Here is a 12519-nt window from a genome sequence, read left to right on the forward strand (position 1 = left end):
CTTTTCCCAGCCTTTCCCATGGCAAAATTTACTCGACACGTGCCCCTAGCGTTGTTATTGAGTGGCTTACCCGGCGGGGCCAGCCTGGCCCAGGGGGCCCTGGCCCTGGCCAATGCGGAGGCATCTGCTCCGGCTACCAACCGGCCCCGCGCTACCCGCGGGGCCGCACAGGCCCCCGCGGGCCAGGTATCGTTGGAAGATTTTATCCAGGAACTGCGGGTGACTTACAAAGTCAACTTCTTTTACCGCAGCCAATTGACGGCGGGCAAGTACCTGGCCAAAGCCAGCCCGGCGTTCAAGTCGCTGGCCGAAGCCCTGCGCTACGCCACTTTGCACAGCGGGCTCAAGTTTGAGCAGCTCAAGGGCAACATGTACATCATCTCGCCCCAAACCCCGGTGGGCCAAGCCATGCCCCCACCGGATGCGCTTTCGTCGCTCGCCGCGCAATCGATTCCAACCTCGCCGTCGCTGTTGGAAGCAAACGTCGGCGCCAAAGTGGTGACGGCTGACGTGCCCGTGGCCGGCCGGGTGGTGCAGGCCGACGGCGAAGGGCTGCCCGGCGTGACGGTGCTGGTGAAAGGCACGCAGCAGGGCCAAACCACCAATGCCGACGGCGAATTTTCCATCAGCGTACCGGTGGGTAGCACCCTGGTGTTCAGCTCGGTGGGCATGGTGAGCCGCGAGGTGGCCGTGACGGCGGCCACGGGGGCCCTGGTGGTGCGCCTCGAAACGGACACCAAGGCCCTAAGCGAAGTGGTGGTGGTGGGCTACGGCACCCAGCAGCGGGCCAGCGTGACGGGCGCCATCAACACGATAGCGGCCCCGGTGCTGGAAAACCGGCCGGTGACCAACGTGGCGCAGGCGCTGCAAGGGGCCTCCCCCAACCTGACCATTCAGCAAAACAGCGCCGAGCCGGGCGCCAACCTCAACATCAACATCCGCGGGGTGGGCACGCTCGGCAACGCCTCGCCCCTGGTAATTGTGGACGGCATTGCCGGCTCGCTCAACTCGCTTAACCCCAACGATATTGAGAGCGTAACGGTGCTGAAAGATGCGGCGTCGGCGTCCATCTACGGCTCGCGCGGGGCCAACGGCGTGCTGCTGGTGACCACCAAAAAGGGGGCCCTGGGCCAGCGGCCCACGCTGGCCTACAATACGCTCGTGGGGTGGCAGTCGCCCAGCTTTTTGCGCAAGCCGGTGACCGGGCTGGAGTTCATGCAGCTCAAAAACGAGGCCCTGGTGAACTCGGGGCAGAGCCCCCAGTTTTCGCCCCAGCAAATGCGCGATTTTGCGGCCCAGGGCGACTACCAGTGGTACCTGGACGCGGTGCTGAAAAAGCAGGCGCTCCAGCAAAATCACAACCTGAGCCTGAGCGGCAGCGCGGGCAAAACGCGCTACCTGGTGTCGCTGGGCTACGTGGACCAGAACAGCCTGTTTGTGGGCGACAACTACGGCTACAAGCGGCTCAACGCGCGCCTGAACCTCAACACCCAAGTCACCGAGAAGCTGTCGGTGGGGGCCATTTTTTCCTACGCCCACGTTGGCACCCGGGAGCACGCCTTCGCCTCGGAGTGGATCATCAGCGACGCCGTGCGCATCCCGGTGATCTACCCGCTGCAAGACGCCCAGGGCAACTACGTGACCCCGGCCACCTCGAGCGACAACCCCGTGAACCGCCTGCTCAACGGCGGCTTGCGCACCAACTCCAACGACAACGGCTACGCCAACCTCAACGCGGAGTACGAAATCATCAAAGGCTTGAAGCTGAGGGGCCTGGTGGGCGGCGACTTGTGGAGCTACCGCAACAACGAGTTCACGCGCAGCTTGCAGTACGTGACGCCCGACGGCTCGCCCACCTCGGGCGGTGACGGCAACAACTCGGTGCAGGACCGCACCCAGCGCACGATACTTACTAATTACCAGGCCACCCTGAACTACGAGCGCACCCTGGCCACCAAGCACGAGCTGAAGGGCCTGCTGGGCTACTCCACCGAGCACTACGTCGACGACCGCGCCGGCATCCACCTCATCAACGTACCGGGCAACAACTTCGGCGTCATCAGCAACGGCACCACCTACAGCGGCATCACCGACCCCAGCGGCGGTTTCCACGCCAACGGCACCTACGGCAACCAGGAGCAGTGGGCCCTGAACTCGGTGTTTGGGCGCGTGAACTACGCCTTTGCCGGCAAGTACCTGCTCGAAGGCAGCTTCCGCTACGATGGCTCGTCGCGCTTCGCTTCGGACAAGCGATGGGGCTTCTTCCCATCGGTGTCGGCCGGCTGGCGGCCCCTGGAGGAAACCTTCCTCACCGCTTTGCAACCCATCTTCAGCGACCTGAAAGTGCGGGGCTCCCTGGGGCAGCTCGGCAACCAGAACATCGGCCTCTATCGCTACCTGAGCACGATTACCGTGTCGCCGGGGGCCTACACGTTTGGCGAGCAGCCGGTGCCGGGGGCCTACTTCAACACCGCCAACCGCGACATCACCTGGGAAACCTCGACCATGGGCGATGTGGGCGTGGACGCCGCTTTCTTTAAGAACGCGCTGTCCGTCAGCTTCGATTACTTCGACAAGCGCACCCACAACATCCTCATCGACCTGCCCGTGGCCGGGGCATTCGGCGCCGGGGCCCCCACCCAAAACGCGGCCAGCGTCCGCAACCTGGGCTGGGAAATATCGGCCACCTACCGGCTGCGCACCGCGCGGGGCTTCAACCAGAGCCTGAGCCTGAACATGGCCGACACCCGCAACGTGGTGACCGATACCAAGGGCGTGGAAAGCATCCGGGGCGGCGACGCGACCAACATCATCCGCGAGGGCTTCCCCATCAACTCGTACTACGGCTACCGCACGGCGGGCCTTTACCAAACCGTGGAGGAAGTGAACGCGGGCCCCACGCCCGCCTTCGTGGCGCCCGGCACGGTGCGCCCCGGCGACCTGCGCTACGTGGACCGCAACGGCGACGGCGTCATCAACCAGGACGACCGCTTTATTCTCGGCAACCCGTTCCCGCGCTACACGTTCGGGGCCACCTACACGGCTGATTATAAGGGCTTCGACCTGGCGGTGTTCGTGCAAGGCGTGGGCAAGCGCAGCCTCTACATCCGCGGCGAGGGCGTGGAAGCCTTCCACAACAACTGGGAGAACGTGTACGCGCAGCACCTCGACCGCTGGACGCCCACCAACCCCGACGCCAGCTACCCGCGCCTGACCATCGGCACGGCCTCGACCAACAACAACCAGGGCTCCGACTACTGGCTGCGCGACGGGGCCTACGCCCGCCTCAAGAACGTGCAGCTCGGCTACACCCTGCCCGCCGATTTCAGCAAGAAAATCCGCTTGCAGCAGCTGCGGGTGTTCGTGTCGGGCCAGGACCTGTTCACCATCAGCCACTTGGAAAAGATTGGGTTTGACCCCGAAATCTCGGAGTTCAGCGAGAGCGTGGGGCTGGGCGGCGGCAACGGCAGCAGCGGCCGCGTGTACCCGAGCGTGCGCCTGGTCACCCTCGGCCTCAACGTTTCCTTCTAATCCTCCCCCACCGCACCGCCATGAACCGCACCATCCGCTACACGATCCTGCTCGGGGCCGGGCTCGGCCTGGGCCTGGGGGCCTGCCAAAAGCTGGACCTGCCGCCCACCGACCGGCCCACCGATGCCACCTTCTGGAGCCAGCCCGCCGACGCGGCCAACGTGCTCAGCACCTGCTACGCCGGCCTCTACCCCAGCGAGTACTTCTTCTTCAACGAAACGCTGTCGGACAACGCCTACAACAAGAGCGAAGTCGACGGCTCCAACGCGCGCAACATCGCCGAGGGGGCCTACGGCACCAACCAGCAGCGCATCACCAACGAGTGGAGCTACCACTACGGCGGCATCCGCAGCTGCAACCAGGTGCTGGGGCACGTCGACCAGATTGCCAGCCTCGACGCCGGCCTCAAGGCGCGCTACATCGGCGAGGCCCGGGCCATCCGCGCCTACCACTACTTCCAGCTGATGACCTGGTACGGCGACGTGCCCCTGGTGACCACCGAAATCACCACCGCCGAGGCGCAGTCCCTGACCCGGACGCCCCGGGCCGAGGTGCTGGCCTTCGTGCTGGCCGAGCTGGACGCCGCCGCCGCCGCCCTGCCCCTGAACACGGCCTATGGTGCCACCGACAAGGGCCGCTTCACCAAGGGCGCGGCCCTGGCCCTGAAGGCCCGGGCCCTGCTCTACGAAGGCCGCTGGGCCGACGTGGTGGCCGTCACCAGCCAGCTGATTGGCGGCCAAGTGGGCAGCTACAGCTTGTTTCCGAGCTATGCGGGCGTGTTTTCGCCAGCCAACGAGAACAACAGCGAGGTGGTGCTCGACTTGCAGTACGCCTTTCCCTCGCGCACGTACGCCCAGCAGCGCGCCTTCATTCCGCGCACCGAGGGCAAGCTGGTGTCGTCCATCGCCCCTTCGCAGGAACTGGTGAACGACTACCTGACCGTTAACGGCAAGGCCATTAATGAGGCGGGCTCGAATTATGATGAAGCTGCGCCCTACGCCGGCCGCGACCCGCGCCTGACGGCCACCCTCGTGTACGACGGCTACGCCTGGAAGCGCCCCGACGGCACCACCTTCGTCATCCGCACCGTGCCCGGCACCGGCGACAACTCCATCGACCGCGCCGACGCCAGCCCCACCGGCTACTACGTGGCCAAGTACTTCGACCCCACGGCCGACGCCAACCTCAACTCGGGCCTGAACCTGATTTTGATTCGCTACGCCGACGTGCTGCTGATGCAGGCCGAGGCCAAGAACGAGCTCGGCCAGCTGACGGCCACCGACTGGGACGCCACCGTGGGGGCCCTGCGGCGGCGGGCCGGCTTCACCGACGCGGGGGCCCTGGCCTTTCCCAGCGGTGGGCAAACCGCCCTGCGCCAGGCCGTGCGCCGCGAGCGCCGCACCGAGCTGGCCATGGAAGGCCTGCGGGTGTTCGACCTGCGCCGCTGGCGCACGGCCGAAACGGCCCTCAACGGCTACCTCCACGGCATTAAAGCCGGCGACCCGGCCGTGGACAACGGCTACCTGCGCGTGGACCAGCGGGCGTTCGACCCCGCCAAGCACTACCTCTGGCCCGTGCCGCAGCGCGAGCGCGACATCAACCCCGCCCTCACCCAAAACCCGGGCTGGTAAGCCCCTCCCCTACTCCACTGCCTTCTCCCACCCCCATGAAAAAGCTACCCTGGTCCCTGCTGCTGCTGTTGTTCACCGTTGGCCTGCTTTCCGGCTGCCGGAAAGACAACGGTGGGCTGGACGAAACGATTACGCCGGTGACGAACTTGCTTGCGCCCGCCACGAACATCTACGTGCGCCTCGACCCGCCTTCAAACGCCGCCCTCACGTTTGAGTGGGGCCAGGCGCGCGCCGTCGATGGCACGCTGGTGCTCTACGAGGTGGTGTTTGATAAAGAAGACGGCGACTTCTCGAAGCCGCTCTACAGCACCACTTCGGGCAGCAACGGCCTCGACACCAAGCTGGTGCTCACCCACAGCGACCTCAACCGCATCGCCAACATCGCCGGCATCAAGTCGTCAGCGGTCGGCAAACTCAAGTGGACGGTGAACGCCTCCAAGGGGATAAACGTGGTGACCAGCCCCGAGTCCCACCTGATGACGCTGGAGCGCCCCGCCGGCTTTGCCACGCCGCCCGCTGCCCTGTACCTGACAGGCTCGGGCACCGAAGCCGGCACCAACTTGGCCCAGGCCCTCAAGTTCAAGAGCTTGTCCGCGGGCGTGTTTGAACTGTACACCGAGCTGGGCCCCGGCGACGTGAAGCTGGTGGACGCCACCACCGGCACGCCCACCAGCTACTACCTCGACGGCAGTAAGTTGATGGAGGGCGCCCAGGGTACCAGCCCCGCCGCCACGCCCAAGGTGTACCGCATGCGGTTGGACTTTAACAACGCCGCGGCTACTCTCACCGAGATTGAATCGGTGGGCCTCTGGTTTGCACCCGAGAACAAGGTGTTGGTGGACCTGCCCTACGTGGGCAAAGGGGTGTGGAAAGTGGAGAACACGCCCCTGGAATTCCATCAGGAGAGCTGGGGCCGCGACGAGCGCTACAAGTTCCTGTTCATGGAGAAGAATGCGGCGGGCGCCAGCAGCAAGCAGTACTACGGCAGCACCAACTCCGACAACCAGCCCGCCACCGCCAGCACGGCGGCCGCCTACTACGCCCTGGTGCCCGTCAGTGACGCGCAGTACGACTACTCCTATAAGTTTCCGAAGGAAGCCGACAAGAAGAACATTGACGTGACCGTGCTTTTGCAAGCCGACGGCCCCTACACCCACCAGGTGGTGGTGCGCTAAGCTGATTTCCTAACCTTATGCTTCGCTTCCCTATGATCCGGTTCTCCGTGCTTTCCCGGGCCTGCTGCGGCCTGCTGCTGGGCGGGCTGCTGCCGGCCTGCCACGAGCCCGTGGACGATTACATTGCGCCGCCGCGCCCGCCGGTGGCCGTGGTGGTCACCAACTGGGCGGCCCGCGCTGACTCGGCCCAGGCGGCCCTCAACCAGGGCTTTTGGGCCCCCACCGGCCGCTTCTACCAGAAGAACAACGCCGGCGACCAGGCCTTCAACTACTGGTGGCAGGCCCACGGCCTCGACGTGCTCAGCGACGGCTACCAGCGCACCCAGGTGGCCGACTACCTCGCCCAGATGCGCGCGCTGGAGCAGGGCATCAAGGCCAAGAACAACAACACCTACCTCAACGACTACTACGACGACATGGAGTGGCTGGCGCTGGCCTCGCTGCGCGCCTACGACCTTACCCGGGAGCCGGAGTACAAGGCCACTGCGGACCTGCTGTGGGCCGACATCAAGCTGGGCTGGAACGAGCAGCAGGGCGGCGGCATTGCGTGGCGCAAAAACCAGCGCGACTACAAAAACACGCCCGCCAACGCCCCCGCCGCCATCCTGGCCGCCCGCCTCTACGCCCTCGACCGCAACCCCGACGACTTGGCCTGGGCCCAGAAGATTTACGACTGGGAAAAGAAAACCCTGGTGGACCCCGCCACCGGCGCCGTGTGGGACGGCGTGAACCGCCTGGGCGACGGCCAGATTGACAAGGACTGGCGCTTCAGCTACAACCAGGGCGTGTTCCTCGGGGCCGGGCTGGCCCTGTACCGCGCCACCCAGCAAACCAGCTACTTAGAAGACGCTACCCGCACGGCTGCCTACGTGCTCAACGACGGCCAGCTCTCGCCCGGCGGCGTGCTAAAGGACGAAGGCAACGGCGACGGGGGCCTGTTCAAGGGCATCTTGACGCGCTACCTGGCCCAGCTGGCCACCGAGCCGGCCGTCAGCGCCACCAACCGGGCCAACTACGTGGCGTTCCTCAAATTCAACGGCGAAAGCCTCTACAAGCAAGCCACCCGCCGCCCGCAGTTCCTGTTCAACACCAACTGGACCACCGCGCCCAGCGGCACCGTGGATGCCTCCACGCAAATGAGCGGCGTGATGATGTTTGAAATACTCGCCGATTTGCAGGCGCGCAAGCTGTTGTAAAGCCAAAAGGTAGGGCCCCGGGAACGTCCCGGGGCCCTACCTTTTGGGGCCCTGGTGCTTTTTGCGGGGCCCTAAACTCCTCACCCGTTCCTATGAAGTTTGCAAACTTGCGCCTAAGCTCCCTGCTCACGTTCGCCGCTTTGGGCGCTTTCTCCTGCACCAAGGTAACCCCGCCGGGGGCCCCGGGCGGGGCCGGCCGCGCGGCGGGGGACCCCGGCCGCTTCGTCAACCCGCTAATTGGCACGGCGGCCTTCACCGACCCCAAGCTGGTGGGCTACGTGGCGCCGCCCGGCTGGCACGGCGTGTGGGCCGGGCTGGTGTTTCCGGGCAGCGCCCTACCCAACGCCATGGTGCAGCTGAGCCCCATCACGCAGTTCAACACCGGCTCGGGCTACCAGTACGAGGACTCGGTCATCCAGGCCTTTGCCCACACCAACAAGGGGCACTGGAACTTGTGCCACCTGCCCGTGCTGCCCGTGGCGGGCCCAGCCGGGGCCACGGGGCCCTACGCCTCGCGCTTTTCGCACGCCACCGAAACCGCGGCGCCCGGCTACTACGGCGTGACGCTGAAAGATTACAACGTGCAGGTGCGGCTGACCTCCACGCTGCGCTGCGGCTTGCACCAGTACACGTATGCCCAGGCCCAGGACCGGCGCGTGGTGTTCAAGCTGGGCCGCTCGAACGAGAACGTGAACGATTGGGCCCTCGAAAAGGTGGGCCCGGCGGCCGTGCAGGGCTTCCAGAAAACCGGCGACCAGACCGTGTTTTTTTACGGCCAGCTCAGCGCGGGCATCCAGGACGTGGCCATTCAGGGCAAGGGCACCAAGGAGGGCGTGGCCGTGCTGCGCCTGGCCGACGGGGGTCCTAAAACCGTCGAGCTGCGGGTCGGCATCTCGTTCGTGAGCATCCAGAACGCCCAGCAAAACCTGGCTCAGGAGCTGGGCACCCGCTCCTTCGAAGACGTGCGGCGCGCCGCCGCCGCCACCTGGGACAAGCTGCTGAACAAGGTGGCCGTGACGGGCGGGACGGCGCAGCAGCGGGGCATGTTCTACACTTGCCTGTACCGCTCGTTTCTGTGGCCCGCCCTGCGCAGCGACGCCAACGGCGAGTACCGCGACGTGAAAGGCGCCGTGCAAAAGGCCAATTTCCAGTACTACACGCTGCCCTCGCTCTGGGACACGTACCGCAACAAGGACGTGCTGATGAGCATGCTCGCGCCGGGCGTCACCGCCGACATCATCAAGTCGATGCAGGACATCGGGGACAAGACCGGTTTCATCCCGACCTTCTTCCACGGCGACCACGCCGCCTCGTTCGTGGCCGGGGCCTACCTGCGCGGCGTCACCAACTTCGACCTGCCGGACGTGTACCGCTTGCTGCTGCGCAACGCCAACGTGGAAGGCGGCACGCGGCCCCACATCAAGGAGTACATCCAAAAGGGCTACATCGCCACCACCGAGGTGCCCGCGCCGAACGTGGAAACCCCGGGCAGCGCCGGCGTGTCGAAAACGCTGGAGTACGCATACGACGACTACGCCGTGGCCCAACTGGCCAAGGCGCTGCACGACACGGCCCAGTACCGAACCCTGATGGCGCGCTCCAAGAACTACCGCAATGTGTTCGACCCCGGCACCAAGTTCATGCGCGGGCGCCTGGCCAACGGCCAGTGGGTGAAGAGCTTCAATCCTCAGTACCCTTACTACGAGTACATGTACCGGGAAGCCAATGCCTGGCAGGTTTCCTTCTTCGCCCCGCACGACATGCCGGGCCTGGTGGCGCTCTACGGGGGCCCCGGCCCTTCGAGGCGAAGCTGGATTCGCTGTTCACCGTGCCCTGGAACCCCGCCTACATTGCCCGCAACGTGTCGGGCTTCATCGGCCAGTACTGCCACGGCAACCAGCCCGACCACGAAACGCCGTTCGCGTACTACTTCGTGGGCAAGCCTGAAAAGTCGCAGCAGCGGCTGGACGAAATCATGGCCAAGTTCTACAACACCGGCGAGAAAGGCCTGGCGTTTTCGGGCATGGACGACGCGGGCGAGATGTCGGCGTGGTACGTCTTCAGCGCCACGGGCCTCTACCCGCTGTCCGCGGCCGACGCGCGCTACGTGGTCACGCTCCCCGTTTTCGACGAAGTGCGCTGGACCCTGGACGACGGCAAGGTGCTGACGGTGAAAAAATCCGGCGCGAGCCGCCGCCTGAGCGCCATCCGGGTGAACGGGGCCCCCAGCCCGGGCTACTTCGTGCCCCATCAGCTGTTCCGGACGGGCGGCCAGGTGGAAGTCGTGGCTCAATAAGCCCGGCCCGGGGCCCCAGCCACGGCCGGCCCCCAGTTATTGCTGTCGGCACGCAACCTTGGTACCCCAGCAACTGCCTTTGCGCCAGCAGCTCCGCGGTGGTTCCGCGGGGCCGCTGGCGCAAATTGCTTAAGTTACCGCCCTGCTACTCATTGCCAAACCTGCGTGGACGCGCCCTCCGCGGCCGCCATTCCCACCCTTTACCCCCGTTGCCATGCTGCTGAACAAATTTTTGGGCCCCCTGCTCCTGGTGGGGCTGAGCGCCGCTGGGGCGTCGGCCCAGGCACTGCGCCCGCCGGCGTACCCACTCATCACCCACACCCCGTACTTCAGCGTGTGGGCGTTTCAGGACGAGCTGGCCGGGGGCCCCACGCGGCACTGGACCGGCGAGCCGCAGGGCCTGGAGGGCGTGGTGCGGGTGGACGGTCGGGCCTACCAGTTCCTGGGGCAGGGCGTGCCGCTGTTCCGCGCCCTGGCGCCCACCGCCCAGGAAACGCCCTACCCGGCCCGCTACACGTTTAGCAAACCAGCCGCCGGCTGGGAGAAAACCACCTTCGCCGGGGCCCAAAGCTGGAAAACTGGCCCCGCCCCTTTCACCGACGACGCCACCCGGCCCGGTACGCCCTGGAAAACCCGCGACGTGTGGGTGCGCCGCGCCGTGACGCTGGCCGGGCCCCTGCCCACGGGCCCGCTCACGCTGCGCCTCTCGCACGACGACGACGCGGAGGTGTACCTCAACGGCGTGCTCGTGGTGCAGAAGGCCGGCGCCACCGGCCGCTACGAGGACGTGCCCGTGCCCGAAGCGGCCCGCCGGGCCCTGCACCAGGGCCCCAACGTGCTGGCGATGCACTGCGTGAACCCGCAGGGCGGCGCCCACCTCGACGCCGGCCTCTACGTGGCCCTGCCGCAAAAGGCGCTGCCCACGGCCCGCCAAACGGCGGTGGCCGTCACGGCCACCCAAACCACCTACACCTTCGCCGCCGGCCCCGTGCAGTTGACGGTCAGCTTCTTGTCGCCGCTGCTGCTCGATGAGCTGGAGACCGTGGCCCGGCCCGTTAGCTACCTCACCTGCACGGCCACCGCCCCCGACGGCAAGCCCCACCCCACCCAGGTGCTGCTGACCGAGGCCGGCACACTGGCCAGCAACACCCCCTTCCAGGCCGTGGCCACCCGGCCCGGCGCGGCGGGGGCCCTGCGCTGGCAGGCCGTGGGCACCGCCGCGCAGCCCGTGCTGGCCACCGCCGGCGACGGCGTGCGCATCGACTGGGGCTACGCTTACCTGGCCGTGCCGGGCGCGGGGGCCCTGGGCACGGGCGACCCGCAGGCCCTGAAAACCGCCTTCGCCGCCACTGGCACGTTGCCCGCCAGTGCCCCCCTCAAAGGGCCAGCCCAGCGCGTGGCCCAGGCCGCCGTGCTCGACCTGGGGGCCGTGGCCGCCGCGCCCGCCGCGGGCCACCTGCTGCTGGGCTACGACGAGCAGCAGGCCGTGCAGTACTTCGGCCAGAACCTGCGCCCCTGGTGGCGCCGCGGCCCGGCTATGACGATGGACAAGGCCCTGGCCGCCGCCGAGGCCGACTACCCGCGCCTGCGCCAGAAAGCCACGGCCTTCGACCAAAAGCTGGTGGCCGACGCCCAGGCTGTCGGGGGCAAAAAATACGCCGACTTGTGCCAGCTGGCGTACCGCCAGGCCATTGCCGCGCACAGCATCGTGGCCGGGCCCAAGGGCGAGCTGCTCTTCTTCTCAAAGGAGAATTTCTCGGGGGGCTTCATCGGCACCGTCGACGTGACTTACCCCTCGGAACCGCTGTTTCTGCTGTATAACAACGAGCTGGCCAAGGGCATGCTGCGCTTCATCTTCGAGTATTCGGAGTCGGGACGCTGGAAGAAGGACTTTCCGGCCCACGACTTGGGCACCTATCCCCAGGCCAACGGCCAAAAGTACGGCGAGGACATGCCGGTGGAAGAAGCTGGCAACATGCTGATTTTGACCGCCGCAGCGGTGAAGGTGGACGGCAAGCCCGACTTTGCCCGCGAGCACTGGCCCACGCTCACCAAGTGGGTGGGCTTTTTGAAGCGTGACGGCTTCGACCCGGCCAATCAGCTCAGCACCGACGACTTCGCCGGCCACCTGGCCCGCAACACCAACCTGTCGGTGAAGGCCATCATGGGCATTGCCTGCTACGGGCAAATGGCCCGGCAGCTCGGCGACCTGGCCACGGCCAACGAGTACCAAACCCTGGCCCGCGACCTGGCCAAGAAATGGATGCAAATGGACCAAGACGGCGACCACTACGCCCTGACCTTCGACAAGCCCGCCGGCTCGTGGAGCCAGAAGTACAACCTGGTCTGGGACAAGCTGCTCGGCTTGAACGTGTTCCCACCCGAAGTGGCGCAGCAGGAACTGGCCTTCTACCTCAAGCATCAGCAGAAATACGGCCTCCCCCTCGACAGCCGCAAGACCTACACCAAGTCGGATTGGATCCTGTGGACGGCCACGCTGGCCACCAACCCCGCCGACTTCGAGGCCCTGGTGGGCCCCGTGTGGCAGTTCGCCAACGACACCCCCAGCCGCGTGCCCCTCACCGACTGGCACGAAACCACCACCGCCAAGCAGCAAGGCTTCCAGGCCCGCTCAGTAGTCGGCGGCTATTTTATGAAGCTACTGGCCCAGAAGCTGGCCCAGTAACTAC

General features: G+C 66.4%; 5 protein-coding genes and 1 pseudogene. All 6 read left to right on the forward strand.

Annotation, left to right across the window (positions count from 1 at the left end; all coding sequences use genetic code 11):
* The first annotated feature begins 18 nt into the window (after positions 1-18).
* The 6 genes and pseudogenes from BEN49_RS02795 to BEN49_RS02820 all read left to right on the forward strand — a co-directional run bounded on the left by BEN49_RS02795 (position 19) and on the right by BEN49_RS02820 (position 12515).
* Positions 19-3531 carry a SusC/RagA family TonB-linked outer membrane protein gene (locus BEN49_RS02795; protein ID WP_083325708.1) on the forward strand — a complete coding sequence of 1171 codons (3513 nt, stop codon included), beginning with the start codon at positions 19-21 and terminating at the stop codon, positions 3529-3531.
* Between the two features lie 20 nt (positions 3532-3551).
* On the forward strand, positions 3552-5162 hold the full coding sequence (locus BEN49_RS02800) for a RagB/SusD family nutrient uptake outer membrane protein (RefSeq protein WP_070740444.1): 1611 nt from the start codon (positions 3552-3554) through the stop codon (positions 5160-5162).
* A 35-nt stretch (positions 5163-5197) separates the two neighbouring features.
* Complete coding sequence (locus BEN49_RS02805) at positions 5198-6337, forward strand: SusE domain-containing protein (RefSeq protein WP_070740447.1); 1140 nt, start codon at positions 5198-5200, stop codon at positions 6335-6337.
* Positions 6338-6354: 17 nt separating this feature from the next.
* Entirely contained in the window at positions 6355-7533 is a 1179-nt protein-coding gene (locus BEN49_RS02810; protein ID WP_204376037.1) for a glycoside hydrolase family 76 protein, read from the forward strand.
* 92 nt (positions 7534-7625) lie between these two features.
* A pseudogene (locus BEN49_RS02815) lies at positions 7626-9829 on the forward strand (GH92 family glycosyl hydrolase).
* A gap of 214 nt (positions 9830-10043) precedes the next feature.
* On the forward strand, positions 10044-12515 hold the full coding sequence (locus BEN49_RS02820) for a glutaminase family protein (RefSeq protein ID WP_070740451.1): 2472 nt from the start codon (positions 10044-10046) through the stop codon (positions 12513-12515).
* The last annotated feature ends 4 nt before the right edge of the window (positions 12516-12519 follow it).

Source organism: Hymenobacter coccineus, assembly GCF_001816125.1.
Taxonomy (GTDB): domain Bacteria; phylum Bacteroidota; class Bacteroidia; order Cytophagales; family Hymenobacteraceae; genus Hymenobacter; species Hymenobacter coccineus.

Excerpts from the sequence above, each read along its gene's own strand:
- BEN49_RS02800 (WP_070740444.1), top strand. The coding sequence starts at position 3,552 with ATGAACCGCACCATCCGCTACACGATCCTGCTCGGGGCCGGGCTCGGC.
- BEN49_RS02795 (WP_083325708.1), top strand. The coding sequence starts at position 19 with ATGGCAAAATTTACTCGACACGTGCCCCTAGCGTTGTTATTGAGTGGC.
- BEN49_RS02820 (WP_070740451.1), top strand. The coding sequence starts at position 10,044 with ATGCTGCTGAACAAATTTTTGGGCCCCCTGCTCCTGGTGGGGCTGAGC.
- BEN49_RS02805 (WP_070740447.1), top strand. The coding sequence starts at position 5,198 with ATGAAAAAGCTACCCTGGTCCCTGCTGCTGCTGTTGTTCACCGTTGGC.
- BEN49_RS02810 (WP_204376037.1), top strand. The coding sequence starts at position 6,355 with ATGCTTCGCTTCCCTATGATCCGGTTCTCCGTGCTTTCCCGGGCCTGC.